The organism is Microbacterium sp. VKM Ac-2923, assembly GCF_022815605.1.
Lineage (GTDB): Bacteria > Actinomycetota > Actinomycetes > Actinomycetales > Microbacteriaceae > Microbacterium.
The window spans coordinates 164,407-182,064 of the sequence record NZ_JALGRP010000002.1 but is presented as its reverse complement, the minus strand read 5'-3'; the positions used below and the strand labels follow the sequence as shown (position 1 = coordinate 182,064).

The window sequence follows — 17,658 nt, the reverse complement described above, 5'->3', positions numbered from 1 at the left end:
GCGGTAGTTTTGCCACGTGTCGGATCAGCTTAGTGACTCGCATTCACATGACGCGGGTAAGGGGGCGGCGCGCGCGGCTACAGCCTCGGGCGCCGTTGACGGGGGTGGACGTCGCGTCAGGAGACGGATCGACTGGCGCGAGGGGGGACAGGCGGTGCGTCGATGGAACGGCAAGGTTCTCGCCGTCGCTCTCGTCGCGGGCGGCCTGTCTGTCATGGCGGCCGGTGTTCTCAGCAGGTTCCAGGTGGCGTGGGCGGCCTCGGCGAGCATTGCGTCGCTGTGGGGATTCTTGCTCGTGGCTGTTATCTACGCGTTTGTGCGGGGCCGACCGGCGGGTCTTTTCCGGTTCCGCGGCACTGATGTCCTCTGGGGGGTCGCAGTTGGCCTCGCCCTCCGAGCTGTGCAGGGGTGGGTGAGCGCGGCGGACACGAAGCCTTTTCCGGTCCTCCCAGGCGAGGGAGGCTCAGAAGCGTACCGGGGGTGGGCCGTCCAGGTGGTTCCCACGACCCTCGTCGGACCCATCGTCGAAGAGCTCTTTTTCCGCGCCGTCGTGCTTGTCACCGTCTACCAGATCTTCCGACGCAGCTTGGGCTACGTGGCGGCGAGTGTGACGGCGATTCTTTCATCCGCCGGCGGGTTCGTTTTGCTCCACACGTTCTTCTCGCCGTTGGCCCTGACGGATGCGCTGCAGCTTTTCCTCGTCGGAGCGGCGGCCGCGGTGTTGGTCATCATGACCGGAAGACTGTGGGCTGCGATGCTCGCGCATCTCGTCTACAACGTGTCCTTCCTCGTCCTGGTTGTCGTCGGGACGGCTCTCGGGTGAGCCGGTCTGTGTCAAGGAAGGGGCTCCGCTCGCCCGCAGAAATACTCTGTTCATCTCTCCGAGACTTTCGACGCGACGCGCGCCTGTTATCGTTCAGACAAAGCCACGAAGCGGACGCTTCGGGTCGTATTCAATGTCCAAGGGTGAGAACGGTTCGTCGATTCCCGAGCTCCGGTGTCACTATCTTCGAGCGGGAGCTCGCACGGCCGTCTTGCATCCACCTTCTACGCGTAAATCTGAGCGAGGACACAGTTGACCACTCCCGAAACGTCGTCCCGTCCGGGCATCGTCAATGTCATCGAGCGCAATATGTGCGTCGGATGCGGCGCGTGCGGTGTCGCAACGGGTGGGCGAATCCCGGTGACCATCCGGCCACGCGGGTACTACGAGGCCGACATCGCCGGTGCTTCCCCGGCGGATCTCGCGACGGCGAGCCGCGTCTGCCCATTCACGAATGAGTCTGAAGACGAGGACACGGTCGCCCATCGCTTGTTCCCCGACCTGCCGAAAGACGGCCGGATCGGTCACCATCGCTCGCTTTTCGCCGGCCGTGTCGCGGACGACGGCGAGATCCCGTTCAGTAGCTCAGGCGGGCTGACGAGCTGGACGGCTTCCCGACTCCTGGAGCGAGGACTCATCGACGGAGTCATCCACGTCGGGAACGTCGAACAGCCGATGTTCGGCTACGTCGTGTCCACCACCATCGGAGAACTGCGAGACGGACGAAAGTCGAAGTACTACCCGGCGACCTTCGACGAAGTGCTGCGTGGGATTCGCGGCGATGGCCGCCGATACGCCTTCATCGGCATCCCGTGCGCGGTCAAGGCTCTCCGCCACGTGACCGAGCAGGACTCGACACTGCGGGATCAGATCGCATTCTGCCTCGGGATCGTCTGCGGCCACCTGAAGACGATGGCGTACCCCGAGTCCTTCGCCTGGCAACTCGGCATAGCACCGGACGAACTCGAAACCGTTGACTTTCGCATTAAAGACCCGTCGCTCACCTCTCGTCAGTACAAGTTCGGAGCACGCGCGAAGGGCTCGGATCGATTCGAAGAGGCGCAGACGCTGTCGCTTGTCGGGGGCAGTTGGGGCCACGCCGTCTTCCAGCTGAACGCCTGCAACTACTGCGACGACGTGTTCGCCGAGACCGCCGACGTCGTCTTCGGTGATGCATGGCTCTCCAAATACGAGATCGACTGGCGAGGCACGAATGTCGTCGTGACCCGGAATGAGGTCATCGACGAGATCCTTCGTGCGGGCGCTCAGGTCGGTCAGATCACACTTGAAGAACTCGACCCGGACAGTGTCGCGAAGACGCAGGCGGGTAATTATCGGCACCGGCGAGATGGGCTCGCCGTGCGCTTGGCGGACGACGATGCAGACGGCAGTTGGCGGCCCGATAAGCGCGTCAAGCCCGGTTACGACCACGTATCGGAGGAACGAGTCGGACTCATCAGGAATCGACGGAATTTGTCCGAGGTCAGCCAGACGGCATTCGCCGACGCCAAGGAGGCCCGAGACCTGAACGTCTACCTCAACGCGATCAAACCGCTGATCGATTCCTACCAAAGTCAGACCAAGATGACCTTCGTGACTCGCGTGCGCAACAAGATTCAGCGCGAGTCGTGGAAGCTGATCCGGAAAGTTTCGAACAGATGAGTGTGGATACGACCCGTGATCATGAAGTCTTCGTCATCCTGACGGGCGTGAGTGGCAACCTGGGCGACGCAGTGATCCGCCGGAGGGTTCTTGAGTGGTCTCGGCCGTTCGGACGGGTGCACGCCTATGTCGGCCGAACGACCGCTGGATGGGTCGAAGAGCTCCAGATGCGGCCTGATGAGGTTGTCTATGGTGCGGCAGAGCGACGGGAGTGGCTGCGCCGTCTGCTGCTGGGACGTGGTCGCCGCCTGCTCATGTTGGACCCTGGCGAGGTCCCGCTGGGTCGGGAACATCTCAAGTCCGAGATCATGTTCCTGGTCATCACAGCCTTGCTGCGTCTCCGGGGCGGGCACATCTTCCGTCCGCCACGCGCGGTCGGGGGGTATGACTCGCTTACCGCATGGTTCTATCGCGCCAGCGCACGGATCTCGCAGACTGTGCTGTGGCGTGATCGTCCGTCGCTCGAGCGGATGCGCGTGGGGGAGCTGACGCCCGATACCGCTTTCGCCGAGCCCGCCACAGCCGGGTCGCCCTTCGAAAGCCGCGATCGCCTTCTCATCACGCTCCGGGGGAAGCGTCCCCTCCCGACGGCGGCGACTCTTGCCGCCGTCGCCACATTCGCCAAGGCTCAGGGGCTGCGCATTGTGACGATGGCACAGGTGGATGAAGACGAGGCGCGCTGTGCGGAGGTTGCCGCGCAGCTCGGCCCTGACGTCGCCGAGTACATTCCGTGGGGAGATCGGAGCGATCTTGACCAGGAGAACGCGATCCGCCGGTTGTACGAGGATTGCGCGTACGTTCTGAGCGACCGGCTCCACGTCCTGATCTTGGCGGCTAAGGCCGGTGCCGTGCCCGTCGAGGTCGTACCGGCGCCCGCAGCCAAGATTCGGACGCATTTCGCCACCATCGAGTACGAGGGACTCAGCTTGGATGTCGCCGGACTCTCGACGGCCGCCATAGTGGAGTTCCTCTCGGCTCAGGTGGGTCGACACGAAGAAGTCGTCACAAAGTCGGCGCGGGCGCACGACCGATTGACGAGCCGGGTCCAACGAGCTCTCGCCGGCCGATGAACGCCACCAAGCCGCTGATCACTGTCATTGTTCCTGTTCACAACGCAGGTTCCTACCTCGATCGGACGCTTGAGAATCTTCGAGCGCTGGACACGCGTGTCGACTACGAGTTCATTCTCGTCGACGACCATTCCGTCGATGACTCGCGCCTCCGCATCGACGGGTGGGGCGCCGTACTTCCGGGCGAGGTGACGGTGCTGGCAGCCGGGCAACGTGGAGTAGCGCACGCACGTAACCAGGCCCTTGCCGTGGCCACCGGAGCGTACGTCTGGCTCACGGATGCGGACGATTCGTGGGACCCCACCATCGTCGTCGACATGTACGAGCGCGCACGCACGACCGGCGCAGATGTGGTCGTCTGCAACGCGACGAAGCGATCGCCGAACGGCGTCGGACTGGGTCTCATCACCGACGCGACGATCGAGGAGACCGTCCCCGGCCCGGTCGCCTTCACCCGACTCCTGGACGGACGCCTCCAGGGGCATCTTTGGAACAAGCTCTTCCGACGCGATCTGTTGGGCGAGAATCCGTTCCCGCCCACGCGGGCGCACTCCGACCTCGGCGGTATGCTCCGCATTCTTCCGGCGGCGAGGGCCGTGGCGACTCTTCCGGTGTCGCGATATGTCTACTTCCAGAACCCCGGGTCGATTCTGAACAGCGACGAGTACGACTCGAGCGACCTCGAGACCTGCTTGCGCATCGCCACCGAAGTTCGCGCGACGTTACCTGGACCCTCGGAAGCGAACGGCCCATTCATCGAGTTCAAGTACCGGAATGTCATCGTTCCCGTCGTCAACGAATTCGCGCGCAGGTCCGCCGGAACTCGCCTTCAGAAGCAGCTGCATCGAGCGTCGCCCAGTCGACGGCTCGTACGGTGGTCGGAGCTGGCCGTCTTGGCCGGGCGCAGGCGCCTGCGTCTTGCCGCGCAGGCGGCCCTCATCAAGCTGAGTCTGAGAACGTACTTCGCCGCTTTCTCGCTGCGGCGGCGGACGGTGGGTGTAACTGATGCGGGTTGATTCGAAGCGGCCGACGCCCGCCCTGATCCGCGTCAGAACGCGCGCCCGTCTCCGGTCTTGGGCTGGGGTGGTTCTGTGACCCCGCAACCGTCGATCGTGGTTCCCGTGATCACGATCGTCACCGCTTGCGTGGGTCTGATCGCCGTCTCGGGTTTGCGGCGGGGCGGACTCGTGTCGCCGATGTCGGTGACGCTGCTCATGCTGTTGGCGATTTTCGGCATTCGGCCGGTCATGATGGTCGGGTACGACAGGTATAACTTCTACGGCGGTAACAACGTCGAGTCGGGCTTCGAGATTGCGGCGTGGGTCGGGCTGCTTTCCGTCAGCTTCGTGCTGTTCGGGTACTTCTTCGGTCGGTTGACCAGGGGAGCGAAAGAGCCTGAGCTCGGATACACGACAACCCACGATCGGTCGGCGCCGGAGATCGGCATCGCGGCTGCGGCTGCGGCGAGCGCATCCATTCTTTTGGCATGGTTGCTCCTCATGGCAGCGACGGGCGGCGGATTCGGCTACCTGGTGGTTCTGTTCGAAGGACGCGGCGCCGGCGGTGAGGCCGCTCTGGCGGGCGTACCGGCCATCGTCCCTGCCCTCCCTGTGGTCGCCGGGCTCGTGCTCGCATACGCCCGAATCACAGTTCAGAGACTCCGGCGCCTTACCGTTCAGGAATCGATCCTCTACTGGCTGATGATCGTTGTGACGATCGTCCCTCCTTCCGCGCTCGGCTCACGCCGTTTCCTTCTTCCCTCCCTCCTGGCAGCGGTGCTCGGAGCACTTCCACCGAGTTGGTTCAAGCTCGTCACCTGGCGGATGGTGGGTCTCGCCGTTGCGACTTTTCTGGCGTTGTCCATCATTCCCTTCGTCCGCAGCTCCGGGTCGAGGCAAGGCAAGACCGATCTTCTGGGCGCGATGGGCGATTACTTCGGCGAAGAGGGTATCGGCGGCACACTGGAGAACTTCTTCCTCTCCTACGACACTGAGATGTTCAACTACATCGCCTTCCTCGCTCGACGATTGGGGGGAACGATCGAGTACGGCCTTGGTCGCGGAACCGTGTTGGAAGCCGTCGTCTCGCCCCTACCGGCCGCTCTGTCAAAGGGTCTCGGGCCCCGATGGAGTGATGAGATTTTGATTCAGGCGTTCGGCGGGGCCTGTGGAGTCTCGTATTGTCCAGTTCCCAGCGTGAGCGGCGTGCTCTTCTACGACCTCGGACTCCCTGGCGTCATCATCGGAATGACTTTGCTCGGGATTCTCCTGTCGCGATTCGAGTCGAACTTTCTGGGCGCCTCGGGCAACAAGTTGCTGATCCTGCTGGCGCTTGCCGCGTTCATGCCGCAGCTGGTCCGCGGCAACACGATCGCCCAGCTGTGGATCGCTGCTCAAATCGTCGTCCTGCTGGTGATCCTGCGCTGGGCGTACCTGCTGGTCCGCCCTCCTCGCCCACGAGCGAGCGTGCTCGTCAGCCCACGCGGTGTGGGGGCGTTGCGGTAGCTGGAGGCTGCAAGTATCTGAGACCAGTGGCCAGACGAACGTCCCGCTGGATCTCCAGTAAGCGAGCGCGGGCGGCCGTCCGGCCCGCGACGACGGCCCCGCGCAAGCTCGTCGCGGCATGGAGCGACTCGACCACATCGGATCTGTCTTCTCGATCGAGGGTGGCATATGGCATCACCCCATCGAGGGCGTCTGCGATCTTGCTGGGGGAGTCTCCCTGACGCACGGCCACGGGTACGGCGCCACCGAGGACGCCGAGCAGTGCGGCGTGTAGTCGGTCGGTGACGACCAGGGACGATTCGGAGTAGAGAGCGGTGATGTCCATCAGCTGCTGACGGTGAGACTTCGCACCCCATTCGAGATGGTCTACTCCGAGCTCCGCGGCATGTTCTGCGTGGCGCGCACCGTCACGCGCGACCTGCGTGACGAAGACGGGGACGAGGCTTTCGGTCCGGGCCCAGTCGACGACCGCGCGGAGGAATTCGACATCGAGCGGACGGTCGGACCGGAAGGAGAGGGGCACGAAGCGTCGAGTACTCGAATCGGAGGGCGAGGCCAAGAGCGCCAGGTCGGGAGCGGCGGTGATAGGCACGCCCACGGAGATCGCGCTGAGTCGATCCCTCGCCACGTAGATGTTGGAGATCCGAATGAGGACCTTCTCGACCGCGCGCGCGCCACGGTGGCGACCGCGGACCGATTTGCCGACCGTGACCGATGCTCCGCCGGTCGTCCTCGCGAGCAGGCTCATGGTGATGGCCAGAACACCCCGGCCCGCCGATCGCCACGACGTGAGGGGATAGGGGCCGGGAGGAAAGACGACCGCAGTCCGCCTCCTGAGCGCGGACGTGACGAACGCGACGACGAATCCCCTGGTCGTCGGATACTTCTTCGCATCGTCGGGAAGATCGAAAGCATCGATGTATGGCTGCGGCATCTTCCCGACGCTGACGTGCAAACGCGCGTCGGGGGCGGTGATGAGATCGACCATGCGCTGGCGAATGATGATGTCGCCGAGGTTGTCGTGCTGAGCGGCGATCGTGCAGAAAATCTGGCGGGGGCGTTGAGACCTGTTCACGTGTTTTCTCCCGTCCCTTTCCAGACGTAGATGTAGAAGCCGATCGTGATAGCGATCGACTGCGCCACGAAGTTCACCGTCAAAGCAGCGGCGGCACCCTCGGCACCCCACGCGGATGAGCCGAGGGCGACCATCGCCAGGCATGCGATGACGGAGACCGTGGAGACTGTCGCGACGAAATGTTTACGACCGTGGCCCTGGAGGATGGACGACAGAAGCGAGATGAGCGCGGCGAAAGGAAGCCCGGCGATGACGATCTGGACGGCGGAGACCGAACCGGCGTAATCGGCGCCGAGCAGCAGGGGCACGAACCACGGGGCCGTGAGTATCAGGGCGACGTACAGCGCCGTTGTCGCGGTCCAGGCGAGCCCGGCGAGCCGCAGCAGAGCGATGGTGTCCGCGCGAGACCCATCTGACTTGGCCGCATTTGGCAGGAGGACGCTGGACAGTGTCGTGGGGAGAATGCGCAGAGGACTGGTGAGTCGGCTGGCGACCGAGAAGAATCCGGCCTCGACCGCGCCGGCGAAGCCCGCCGTTATCGCCGAATCGAGGTTGCGCGCCTGCGTCGCCACCGAGTTCAGCCAGTAGGGCCAGCTCGCTCGCATCAGCTGTCGGTAACTCATATCGGGTACAGCGGTCACACGGCCGCGCACATAGAGATTGGCGAAGATGGAAGACCCGATTGCGGCGATGGCTACGGCGAAGGCGTACGACAGGAGCGGCTCGACACTGACGAAGACCAGGGCCAAGAAGAGCACGATGGCCAGAGCCCGGCGGCTGAGGAGATTGATGGCGTTGCCACGGACGTCGCCGTCGGCGAACGATATCGTCAGCCGCACGTCGGCCGTCCGTTCCGCACTGACCCACACCGCGAGCGGGAGCATCAGGGCGAACGCGGGGTCCACGACGAGGGCAGCTCCCACGATGATCGCGGCTGCCACGACAGCGAGAAGCACCGAGGTGCGCGCGTTGAAACGAAGCGCGGTTGCGATTGCCCCGACGTCACCGCGCGCGGCGCGTTCACGAGTCGTGAACGTCTGCACGCCCATGTCGAAGATCGTCTGCAGAAGGGTCGTCACCCCGAGCATGGCCGCTAGGACGCCGAACTCAGCCGGTGGGACGGCCCTTGCCGCGAGGATGAACAGGAGCGCCTGCAGGAGAGCCGCGCCGACACGGCTGGCAGACGCCCACGCGAACTGACCGGCGATCCGTTTGGAACTAGCCACGGGCGGTCGTCACCTCGGTCTCCATCAGAGGCCCCGCAGGATACCGTCGGCGAATCGTCGCGCGCTTGCTTCGACCGAGAACCCGGCGCCCTTCGCTGCGGCACCGCTGCTCAGCCGCGAGAGCTCCTCACGACCAGAGAACAGACCTGAGACCCCCCGCGCGTAGTCCTCGATCTCAAACTTCGTCCATAGCGAGTCGGTTCCGGCAGACAGGTAACGCGCTTCTGGGGCGTGGAACGGGTAGGAAGTCGTTGCGATAGGAAGGCCGAGGGCCAATGCATCGACCGCGACGAGTCCGACTCGGCCGGGCATCACGAGGAGGTCCGTGATCGTTGAGAACTGCGCGAGTTCGGATGCCTCGAGTCGCCCGATCACCCGCACGTACGGTCGACTTTCCGCCAAGGCGTGGACCACGGCATCATCGGGTCCGGCACCGGCCATGACCAGGACAACGTCCGGATGGTCCCGCACAACGATGTCCATGGCGGAGATGAGAAAAGGCAACTGCTTGGGAGCATCGAAGGCTCCGACGAAGAGGGCAACGCGAGACGTACCAAGATCGAAGCGGTCACGAAGGGCCCGGGACATCTCCGGAGTCGTCGCGTGTTTCTCGCGTCGCAGCGAGGCCGTGTCGGTGGTGTTCACCACGACTGTCACCATGTGGTCGGGCAGGCCGCGTCCGACGACATGATCTTTGCCCTCCTCCGTGTAGGTGAAGACGTGAGACGAGCGATCGGCGAGCCATCGCTCGATGCGAGAGTCCAACCCGCTGTTGGACGCGGTGAAGTTCTTCCCGTGTCCCCACAGCATGAGATTCACGCGAGGGTCCACCGCTAGCGCGTAGGTTTCAAGGTTCGTGCTCGCCAATCCGGCGATCACTGCACGCACCCGCCGCGCGTCTGAGTGGACCGATCGGAAGGTCACGTTGCGTCGACCGATGGAAAGACGCCTCTGCCTGATCGGCACACTCCACGAGCCTCGGTCCGCGTTGCCGCGAGCAGCAACACGGCCCTTGGGGAAGTCATGCCAGACCTCGAGGCGCAGACCGCGCGTCCGCAACTCCGCGTCAATGGCATCGAAGAGGGGTTTGCGGTAGGTGGGTACGAAAGGTTGCACCACGGCGATGACGTCGGGACGAGTGGGCTTCATGGCTTTCCGTTCAGGCGTGAGGCGAGAATGATCGGTAAGTGGTCTGTGCGAGATTGTGAGCGCTGAGGTCCGAGCGCCCGCACGGAACGTCAGGGCAGGAGTACTGCGGTCGGCTTCGACGGGACGCCGGGATGAGGCTGCCTCATCGGGGGGCACTCAGTGATGCGATGTACTCATGCTCGAGCGTCGATGCCACGTCGTCCACGTCGAGTTCGCTACGCAGATACTCGCGCGCGCCGGCCCGAAGCGCCGTAGCCCTGTCGATGTCGGTGTAGGCGGCCAAGGTGGCATCTGCCAGCTGTTGGGCGGTGCCGTCGGTGATGATGGCCGCGCCGAATCGCTGGCATTCGTCCGCGATACCGAGTGACGAGGTGGTCACCACCGGCGTGCCTGCTGCAAAAGCTTCCAATATCGACATGGGGAAGACCTCGTTGACGGCGGGAAGAACGTAAACGCGTGCATCCGACATGGCTGACATCGTCTCCGCGGGAGGTATAGCGCCGACCCATTCGAGCCTGTCTCCCAACCCCGCTGACTCGATAGCTCGAGCAACGGCGGGGCCCTCGCCCTCGTCCGGTCCGACGATGAGAAAGCGCGCTCGAGGCAGCCGTTCCGACAGCATCTGCGCCATCTGCACGAAGGCGAGCGGACGTTTGCGCTTGTGTAGCCGCGCGAGAAACAGAACGGTGTGTGACCGATCGGCGAGGGAACTCAGCGGAGTCTCCTCGATCCCGTTACGGATCGGAGTCGTTCGCCTCGGGGTTGCCATGCGAGCGAGATCAGTTCCCTCGGCATCCGTCAGCAGGAGCCAACTCGCCGATCTCGACAGTGCACGTCTCGTCGCTAGCCGGTCGAGAAGTGCGGCGGATCGCTTGTCGGAGTCGTCGATCATTCCATGACTCTGCGTGACGTACGGAACACCGAGTCGTCCGAGCGTGAGCGCTGCCGGAAGGGTCGCCAGGTCGCGAGCGAGGTGGATGTGAGCGACGTCTGTGCTGCGGGCGTTGGCGGCGAGCGCCGATCGCAGGCCGCGCGGCCACAGAGCCGCAAAGCCGCCGAAAGGGGCCACCCTCACGACGGGGAACGTTCGTAGCCGGTAGCCGTCTTGCCGGATGTCTTTCGCCTCGCCGGCCGGTGCGCCCGCGTAAACGGTGACTTCGTGCCCCCGTTTCGCGAGGGCCTTCGCCTGTCCCAGGGCGACACGGGTCGGGCCGCCGAACGCGCCGTCGGCGGAGGTGAAGGTGACGACGTGGGCGATCTTCACGGGCGCCGACCATCCTCGAGGACGCGATCCGCCACGTAGGCCAGGGGATTGCCGCCCCAGATCTCACCGGCGGGCACGGGGCGGCCGTCGACGACGCTGAGAGGGGTGATCACGCAGTTGCGACCGATCCGCGCCCCGCCGAGGATGACGCAGCGCGAGGTCACCCACGCGCCGTCCTCGATGTGCACCGGCCGAGTGATGAGGGCCATGTCGCGCCGGTGGGCGTGGCTGCCGGCGGTGACGAACGTCTCCTGCGAGACCACGACGTCGTGCCCGATGTGGATGTCGTCCTGGTTGTGGAACCAGACGCCCTCGCCGATCCAGGAGCGATCGCCGACGTGCAGCTTCCACGGAAATTTCACACGGGTGCGGGGGCGGAAAATGACACCCTGGCCGATGCGAGCACCGAAAGCGCGCAAGACGGAAATGCGGACGGCCGAGCTGATCTGCCAGGGGTTAGTGACGAAAATCAGCTCGCAGATGGCCCAAAGATACACCTTCCAGGTCGGCTGGTCCCAGGCGGCTTGTTCCCCGGGGGCTTTCGAAAGATCGATCACCGGGCTGCTGTTCATGCCGCCCCTTTCTTGGTCGGTGCAATGCTTTTGTCTAGCCGTATAGTGGGCCATTGTGGGCCAATCTTCGCAAACTCTCGTCTTCGGATTGAACTACCCCCCGGAGACTACGGGAATCTCCCCGTACACCGGTGCAATGGCTGCCGGGCTCGCGCGGCGCGGGCGCCAAGTTCGTGCCGTCGTCGCGCACCCTCATTATCCGGAGTGGAAGATCGCGCCGGGTTACGGGCAGTGGTCGAAGCGCGAAAGAATGGACGGCGTCATCGTCGACCGCGTCCTGCATTTCGTGCCCCGCCGGCCCACCTTGGTGCCCCGCGCGCTCGCGGAGGTGAGCTTCGGGCTGCGCCAGGCGTTCGTCCGATGGGGTCAGCCGTCGGCCATCGTCGCGGCGTCTCCGGCCCTTCTGTCGTCGGCCATCGTCCGCCTCCGCGCACTCGCGACCCATCGCGAGACGCCCTTCGTGGTGTGGGTCCAAGACCTGTACGGCCTGGGTGTCGTCGAGACGGGGCAGGGCGGAGGGCTCGCCGCGCGCGCCCTTCGCGCCATGGAGGCCTGGCTGCTGCGCTCAGCGTCGACCATCGTCGTGATCCACGACCGCTTCGCCGACCGCGTCCATCACGACTTCGGGATCCCGCGCGAGCGCATCGTCGTCGTCCGCAACTGGACTCACCTTCCACCGATGCCGCCCGTGGATGTGTCCGCTGTCCGGCGCGCGCACGGGTGGTCCGATGACGACGTCGTCGTGGTCCACACCGGCAACATGGGGGTCAAACAGGGACTCCACCACGTCGTCGATGCCGGTCGACTGGCTCACGAGCGCGGCGAGCGGGTACGTTTCGTCCTGGTCGGCAATGGCGCCCAACGCGACGAGCTCCAGCAGCGCATCGATGAGCATCCGACAACGACGCAGATCCTGCCGCCATTGGACGACATGGCGTTCGCCGAGACGCTGCAATCGGCCGACATCCTGCTCGTCAATGAGCTCCCCGGTGTGGCAGAAATGGCCGTCCCCAGCAAACTCACGTCGTATTTCGCATCAGGCCGGCCCGTGCTCGCGGCGACCGATGCCACGGGCATCACCGCTCAGGAAGTGACCGCGGCAGGGGCGGGTCTGGTCGTTGCGGCAGGCAGCGCGGGAGCGATTCTGGACGGCGCGAAGGTCCTCGCAGCCGACCGCGATGGATGCCGTCGGTTCGGTGCGAGCGGAAAACGTTACAAAGAGACGGTTTTAGAGGAAACAAATGCGATCGATCGGTTCTGTAGTCTTCTCGACAATCTGACCGCCCCCGTAGGCGCTGAGCGCGTTCATTGATCTGACCCCCAACGAGATCGGTACAAGTACTTTGACGAAGCGTGCATTCATCACCGGCATCACCGGCCAGGACGGTTCCTACCTGGCGGAACTCCTGCTGTCGAAGGGCTACGAGGTGCACGGGCTGATCCGCCGCGCGTCGACCTTCAACACCCACCGCATCGACCACCTGTACGTCGACCCGCACGACCCGCAGGCCAAGCTGTTCCTCCACTACGGCGACCTGTCCGACGGCGCGCGCATGGTCACGCTGCTGAGCCAGATCGACCCCGACGAGGTCTACAACCTCGCCGCCCAGTCGCACGTGCGCGTCTCGTTCGACGAACCGGAGCACACCGCCGACACCACGGGCACCGGGACCATCCGGCTGTTGGAGGCGGTGCGCCTCGCCGGTATCCAGACGAAGTTCTACCAGGCGTCCACGTCGGAGCTCTACGGGGCGACGCCGCCCCCGCAGAACGAGGAGACCCCGTTCTATCCGCGTTCCCCGTACGCGGCGGCGAAGCTGTACAGCTACTGGATCACGAAGAACTACCGCGAGGCGTACGACATGTTCGCCGTCAACGGCATCCTGTTCAATCACGAGTCGCCCCGTCGCGGCGAGACGTTCGTGACACGCAAGATCACGCGAGCGGTCGCGCGCATCAAGGCGGGGGAGGAGAATCACCTCTACCTCGGCAACCTCGACTCGATCCGCGACTGGGGCTACGCCGCCGAGTACGTCGAGGGCATGTGGCGGATGTTGCAGGCCGACACCCCTGAGGACTTCGTTCTCGCGACGGGCGTCGGCTTCACCATCAAGGACTTCCTCGAGGTGGCATTCGGTCACGTCGGGCTCGACTGGGCCGAGTACGTGCGCTTCGACGAGCGTTACCTGCGCCCGACCGAGGTCGACGCCCTCATCGGCGACCCGAGCAAGGCGGCCGACAAGCTCGGCTGGGTGCCGGCCGTCCACGGCGACGAACTCGCCCGGCTCATGGTCGACGCCGACACCATCGCGCTGGAACAGGGGGCGAAATGGATCGACACGGTCTCGCTGCCCAGCTGGAGCAATCGCGAACTCGTGGGAGCTCGCGCGTGACGACAGCCGTCGACGGGGTGACGTACATGCCGGGCGAGCTCGATCGCGACGCGACGTTCTATGTCGCCGGTCACCGCGGCCTGGTGGGATCGGCCATCGTACGCCGGCTCCAGGCCGGAGGATTCGCGAATGTCGTCGGGAAGACGTCGGCAGAACTCGATCTGAAGGATCGCGAGGCCGTCTTCGCCTATATGGCCGAGATCAAGCCCCGTTACGTCGTCTTGGCCGCGGCCAAAGTCGGCGGGATTCTGGCGAACTCGACCTACCCGGTCGATTTCCTCAGCGAGAACATTCGCATTCAGGTCAATGTGCTGGATGCAGCACTGGCGAACGAGGTCGAGCGGGTGCTTTTCCTCGGTTCGTCCTGCATCTATCCGAAGTTCGCCGAACAGCCGATCCGCGAGGACTCGCTGTTGACCGGTCACTTGGAACCGACGAACGACGCGTACGCGATCGCGAAGATCGCCGGCATCCTCCAGACGCAGGCCGTGCGCCGTCAGTACGGGCTTCCGTGGATCAGCGCGATGCCGACCAACCTGTACGGGCCCAACGACAACTTCTCGCCGCGGGGGTCGCACGTGCTGCCGGCGCTGATCCGTCGGTACGACGAGGCGACGAAGGCAGGATCGAGCACCGTCACCAATTGGGGTACCGGTGCGCCTCGCCGCGAGTTCCTTCACGCGGATGACATGGCAGATGCGTGTCTGCACCTGATGGAGCACTACGACGGGCCCGGTCAGGTCAACGTCGGCACCGGTTCCGACGTCACGATAGGAGAGATCGCCGAGACGATCGCCCGGGTCACGGGATTCACCGGTGCCACCGAGTGGGACACCTCCAAGCCCGACGGCACGCCTCAGAAGCTGCTTGACGTTTCGACGCTCACCGCAGCAGGGTGGACGGCATCGATTCCTCTCGAAGAGGGGATGGAACGGACGGTCGCCTGGTACCGCGACCACGTCCAGTCGCTCCGGGGCTGATGTTCCGCCACGTCGTGCTGTTCCGCGTGAGAGATGGTGTCGACAGCGACGACATCTCAGACGCCACGATGAGCCTGCGGAAGCTCGGCGTGCATCGCCTCGTCGTTTCGTGGACCGTCGCGACGTCGCTCGACGAACGCAAAGGCACGATCATCGTCGAGGACGGGACCTTCGCCGACTCCGCGGACTTCCAGGAGTGGAAAACCTCGGATGCCCATCGTCACGCCGTCGACCTCATGGCACGGATCTCGGACTGGTGGGTCGGCGACTGGGAAGAGCCGACGCGCTGACCCGGACGAGGCCGGTCCGTCAGAGCTGATCCGCGTGCTCGTGCGCCGCAGAGCAGTAGGACCGGCGACTGCGCCACACCGCGTGACTGGGTCGCACCGAGTCGCCGCACGTCTCGCACGACACCTCGGTCGCTCCGTACAGAAATCTATCCACGAGATTCCTCGCGTATGCAAGTGGTGCAAACATCGTTCAACGCTTTCCCCATCCCCCTTGGCCGATTCGCGTTCTCGATGGAACACTTCGAACCGACTCCGCTGATCTTACGTGTCCACCGAATGGGGGACAAGTGAGACCTTGCTAGACGCGCGGCGGTGCATTCGCGTGGTGACGCGCGGACATATTCGTACGCGACACGCGCAAGCGGTACGTCCGAGAAGCGAAAAGGTCATAACATCGACGCAATCGACGTCGTGGTCCGGCGCGATCCTGCCGCATCCCCCTAGGCAGGCACTTCATAGCAACTCGAAGGCGAGGAGCAATGCAACACCCTTACGCACACCATGTCGTCCACCAGCCGGTGTGGGCGACGCCTCTGGCCACTGTGATCCTCTGGACGGCGGTCATCGTCCTGGCGGCGGCCGGTGCCGTGATGATCATCACCCACGGCGATGCAGGAGTCTTCCTGCTCGTCGTCGCTTTGATCGTGGCCGCGCCTGCGGCCGCATCCAGCCGCTACCGCAGCTACCGCTGACGACGGCTTCCTCCGGTTCCGCACGCACCCCCGCGTGGAACCGGAGGAACGTCGAGGAAAGGCAGAAGGCCCCGGATCGTGAGATCCGGGGCCTTCTGCTTGTTGCGGGGACAGGATTTGAACCTGCGACCTCTGGGTTATGAGCCCAGCGAGCTACCGAGCTGCTCCACCCCGCGGCACAAGAGAAAACATTACGCCGAGTCGGGTGACATGGCAAATCCGCGCACCCCGCCCGGGAGTGTCGCGAGAGAATATCCCGGTGAGCAATACTTTCGACGATCTCGACGACGGGCGCCCCGAGAGCCCGGCGCAGCGTGCCGATCGCAACTGGAACGAGATTCTGCAAGAACTCCGGGTCCTTCAGACCGGTACGCAGATCCTCACCGGCTTCCTTCTCGCATTGGCGTTCCAGGCCTCCTTCGTCGACCTCGAGCCGGCGCAGCGGGTGTTCTACCTGGTCCTTGTCTGTCTCGCCGCGCTCAGCGCGGTCGTGGCCCTGGCGCCGGTGGCGCTGCACCGCGCGGTGTTCCACCTGCAGGTGAAGCCGTCGCTCGTCCGGAGCGGTCACAACGCCCTGCGCGCCGCGCTCGCGCTCGTGTCGCTCCTGCTGGTGGGTGTCGTGGTCTTCGTGTTCGACGTGGTGGTGAGCCTCGTCGCGGCGATCGCGGCCGGAGTCGTGCTGGGCGCGGTCATCCTCGTACTGTGGGTCGTGGTGCCGATGTCCGTCAGGCGCCGGGGAGGAGGAGCAGCGCGATGAACGACCACGCTGTCGGTGTCGCCGTGGCGCAGTTCGCGCCGGTGGCCGCGCGCGAGGCGAACCTCGCCCACATCACGGATGCCGCGCGCACCGCGGTCGCGCGGGGTGCGCGCGTGGTGGTGTTCCCCGAGTACTCCAGCTACTTCGTCGATCCGTTCGACGACACGCTGGCCGAGAACGCCGAAGACCTCGACGGCCCGTTCGTGCGCGCTCTGACAGGCCTCGCCCGCGAGCTCGACGTCGTGATCGTGGCCGGTCTGCTCGAGAAGGCCGACGACGGCCGTCGGGTCCGCAACGCGGTCGTGGCCGTCGGAGGCGACGGCATCCGGGCGACGTACCGCAAGCTGCACCTCTACGACGCCTTCGGCCAACGCGAGTCCGACTGGGTGGAACCGGGCGAGATCGCTCCACCGCAGACGTTCGACGCCGGTGGCCTTCGCTTCGGTCTGATGACCTGTTACGACCTCCGCTTCCCCGAGGTCGCGCGCACGCTCGCCGACGCGGGTGTCGATGTGGCGCTCGTGCCGGCCGAGTGGGTGCGCGGACCGGTGAAGGAGCACCACTGGCGGACGCTCCTGCACGCGCGTGCGATCGAGAACACCTTCTTCGTCGCGGCCGCCGACCACCCGCCGCCCCTGGGGGTCGGTCACTCGATGATCGTCGACCCGCAGGGTGTGATGGTCGCGCAGGTGGGGACGGGGACCGACGTCGCCGTCGCCCATATCGATCCGGATGCCATCGCGCGCGTCCGTCGCGTGAACCCGGCCCTCGAGCTGCGGCGTTTCCGCGTCACTCCGCGCTGAGGCGCGGGGGAATGGCCCCGAGCGGAGCGGGGCGGCCCCGATCCGGGTCAGCACCGTCTGTCGAGGCGTGCCCGTGCACGGCGATGTCAGGGTGCGGCAGATTCCCGCTGGGCCCATCGGATGAGCGAGACGCGCTTCGTCCGCCACAGGCCGATGCGCACCGTCGCCATCGTGAAGCCCTCATCGTGAAGGCGTGCAGCTGTGTCGGGATCCAGGCGGAGCCCCTGATCGGCATCGATCCAGCGGAGGTCCTTCCCGTACAGCTCAAGAATGCGGGCAGAACGAACGTCGGGGTGCGTGCGTCGGCGAGACATCATTTCCCTATCGGTCAACGGCCTTGCGGCCGGGGCGGATTCGGGGGATCCAGGCTCAAATTACCACGCGGGCATTTCGGCCCG

Annotated in this window: 18 protein-coding genes and 1 tRNA gene; 12 read left to right on the top strand and 7 right to left on the bottom strand. The window is 65.1% G+C overall.

The window, feature by feature from the left end; translation table 11 throughout:
* Positions 1-154 precede the first annotated feature (154 nt).
* The 5 genes from MT347_RS04030 (at position 155) to MT347_RS04010 (ending at position 6,059) form a co-directional block, all read left to right on the top strand.
* Complete coding sequence (locus tag MT347_RS04030) at positions 155-823, top strand: CPBP family intramembrane glutamic endopeptidase (protein ID WP_243498319.1); 669 nt, start codon at positions 155-157, stop codon at positions 821-823.
* A gap of 252 nt (positions 824-1,075) precedes the next feature.
* A complete protein-coding gene (locus MT347_RS04025; protein WP_243498317.1) occupies positions 1,076-2,485 on the top strand; it encodes a Coenzyme F420 hydrogenase/dehydrogenase, beta subunit C-terminal domain in 1,410 nt (469 codons plus the stop codon).
* Positions 2,452-3,555, top strand: coding sequence for a hypothetical protein (locus MT347_RS04020; RefSeq protein ID WP_243498315.1), 1,104 nt, complete (start codon positions 2,452-2,454; stop codon positions 3,553-3,555). The genes MT347_RS04025 and MT347_RS04020 overlap by 34 nt, the downstream gene beginning before the upstream one ends.
* Positions 3,552-4,571: a glycosyltransferase gene (locus MT347_RS04015; RefSeq protein WP_243498313.1), complete on the top strand. Its 1,020-nt coding sequence runs from the start codon at positions 3,552-3,554 to the stop codon at positions 4,569-4,571. Before MT347_RS04020 ends, MT347_RS04015 begins: the two co-directional genes overlap by 4 nt.
* 105 nt (positions 4,572-4,676) lie before the next feature.
* Positions 4,677-6,059 carry a hypothetical protein gene (locus MT347_RS04010; protein ID WP_243498311.1) on the top strand — a complete coding sequence of 461 codons (1,383 nt, stop codon included), beginning with the start codon at positions 4,677-4,679 and terminating at the stop codon, positions 6,057-6,059.
* Here the strand turns inward: MT347_RS04010 and MT347_RS04005 are convergent.
* From MT347_RS04005 to MT347_RS03985, 5 genes are all read right to left on the bottom strand, one after another.
* Entirely contained in the window at positions 6,028-6,807 is a 780-nt protein-coding gene (locus tag MT347_RS04005) for a polysaccharide pyruvyl transferase family protein (RefSeq protein WP_374206503.1), read from the bottom strand. The genes MT347_RS04010 and MT347_RS04005 overlap by 32 nt on opposite strands.
* Positions 6,808-7,130: 323 nt before the next feature.
* Complete coding sequence (locus MT347_RS04000; protein ID WP_243498309.1) at positions 7,131-8,360, bottom strand: oligosaccharide flippase family protein; 1,230 nt, start codon at positions 8,358-8,360, stop codon at positions 7,131-7,133.
* Positions 8,361-8,384: 24 nt separating this feature from the next.
* Positions 8,385-9,509, bottom strand: a complete 1,125-nt coding sequence (locus MT347_RS03995) for a glycosyltransferase (RefSeq protein WP_243498307.1) — start codon at positions 9,507-9,509, stop codon at positions 8,385-8,387.
* 142 nt (positions 9,510-9,651) lie between these two features.
* Positions 9,652-10,773, bottom strand: coding sequence for a glycosyltransferase (locus MT347_RS03990; protein ID WP_243498305.1), 1,122 nt, complete (start codon positions 10,771-10,773; stop codon positions 9,652-9,654).
* Positions 10,770-11,345, bottom strand: a complete 576-nt coding sequence (locus tag MT347_RS03985; protein ID WP_243498303.1) for an acetyltransferase — start codon at positions 11,343-11,345, stop codon at positions 10,770-10,772. Before MT347_RS03985 ends, MT347_RS03990 begins: the two co-directional genes overlap by 4 nt.
* A 55-nt stretch (positions 11,346-11,400) precedes the next feature.
* On the opposite strand from MT347_RS03985, the gene MT347_RS03980 reads away from it, so the two are divergent.
* From MT347_RS03980 to MT347_RS03960, 5 genes are all read left to right on the top strand, one after another.
* Entirely contained in the window at positions 11,401-12,657 is a 1,257-nt protein-coding gene (locus MT347_RS03980; RefSeq protein WP_308194199.1) for a glycosyltransferase, read from the top strand.
* 31 nt (positions 12,658-12,688) lie between these two features.
* Positions 12,689-13,738, top strand: a complete 1,050-nt coding sequence (gene gmd, locus MT347_RS03975; RefSeq protein WP_243498299.1) for a GDP-mannose 4,6-dehydratase — start codon at positions 12,689-12,691, stop codon at positions 13,736-13,738.
* A 26-nt stretch (positions 13,739-13,764) separates the two neighbouring features.
* On the top strand, positions 13,765-14,718 hold the full coding sequence (locus tag MT347_RS03970; RefSeq protein WP_243499022.1) for a GDP-L-fucose synthase: 954 nt from the start codon (positions 13,765-13,767) through the stop codon (positions 14,716-14,718).
* Positions 14,718-15,008, top strand: a complete 291-nt coding sequence (locus MT347_RS03965; protein ID WP_243498297.1) for a Dabb family protein — start codon at positions 14,718-14,720, stop codon at positions 15,006-15,008. The genes MT347_RS03970 and MT347_RS03965 overlap by 1 nt, the downstream gene beginning before the upstream one ends.
* Positions 15,009-15,487: 479 nt before the next feature.
* A complete protein-coding gene (locus MT347_RS03960; RefSeq protein WP_243498295.1) occupies positions 15,488-15,700 on the top strand; it encodes a hypothetical protein in 213 nt (70 codons plus the stop codon).
* Positions 15,701-15,802: 102 nt separating this feature from the next.
* Here the strand turns inward: MT347_RS03960 and MT347_RS03955 are convergent.
* Positions 15,803-15,876, bottom strand: a tRNA-Met gene (locus MT347_RS03955).
* Between the two features lie 83 nt (positions 15,877-15,959).
* On the opposite strand from MT347_RS03955, the gene MT347_RS03950 reads away from it, so the two are divergent.
* Together MT347_RS03950 and MT347_RS03945 are read left to right on the top strand one after the other, a co-directional pair.
* On the top strand, positions 15,960-16,457 hold the full coding sequence (locus tag MT347_RS03950; RefSeq protein ID WP_243498293.1) for a DUF6328 family protein: 498 nt from the start codon (positions 15,960-15,962) through the stop codon (positions 16,455-16,457).
* Positions 16,454-17,260, top strand: a complete 807-nt coding sequence (locus tag MT347_RS03945) for a carbon-nitrogen hydrolase family protein (RefSeq protein ID WP_243498291.1) — start codon at positions 16,454-16,456, stop codon at positions 17,258-17,260. The genes MT347_RS03950 and MT347_RS03945 overlap by 4 nt, the downstream gene beginning before the upstream one ends.
* Before the next feature lie 86 nt (positions 17,261-17,346).
* Here MT347_RS03945 and MT347_RS03940 read toward each other — a convergent pair whose 3' ends face one another.
* Complete coding sequence (locus MT347_RS03940) at positions 17,347-17,577, bottom strand: hypothetical protein (protein ID WP_243498289.1); 231 nt, start codon at positions 17,575-17,577, stop codon at positions 17,347-17,349.
* Positions 17,578-17,658 lie beyond the last annotated feature (81 nt).

Excerpts from the sequence above, each read along its gene's own strand:
- MT347_RS04015 (WP_243498313.1), top strand. The coding sequence starts at position 3,552 with ATGAACGCCACCAAGCCGCTGATCACTGTCATTGTTCCTGTTCACAAC.
- MT347_RS04005 (WP_374206503.1), bottom strand. The coding sequence starts at position 6,807 with ATGAGCCTGCTCGCGAGGACGACCGGCGGAGCATCGGTCACGGTCGGC.
- MT347_RS03995 (WP_243498307.1), bottom strand. The coding sequence starts at position 9,509 with ATGAAGCCCACTCGTCCCGACGTCATCGCCGTGGTGCAACCTTTCGTA.
- MT347_RS03985 (WP_243498303.1), bottom strand. The coding sequence starts at position 11,345 with ATGAACAGCAGCCCGGTGATCGATCTTTCGAAAGCCCCCGGGGAACAA.
- MT347_RS03970 (WP_243499022.1), top strand. The coding sequence starts at position 13,765 with ATGCCGGGCGAGCTCGATCGCGACGCGACGTTCTATGTCGCCGGTCAC.
- MT347_RS03965 (WP_243498297.1), top strand. The coding sequence starts at position 14,718 with ATGTTCCGCCACGTCGTGCTGTTCCGCGTGAGAGATGGTGTCGACAGC.
- MT347_RS03960 (WP_243498295.1), top strand. The coding sequence starts at position 15,488 with ATGCAACACCCTTACGCACACCATGTCGTCCACCAGCCGGTGTGGGCG.
- MT347_RS03945 (WP_243498291.1), top strand. The coding sequence starts at position 16,454 with ATGAACGACCACGCTGTCGGTGTCGCCGTGGCGCAGTTCGCGCCGGTG.
- MT347_RS03940 (WP_243498289.1), bottom strand. The coding sequence starts at position 17,577 with ATGATGTCTCGCCGACGCACGCACCCCGACGTTCGTTCTGCCCGCATT.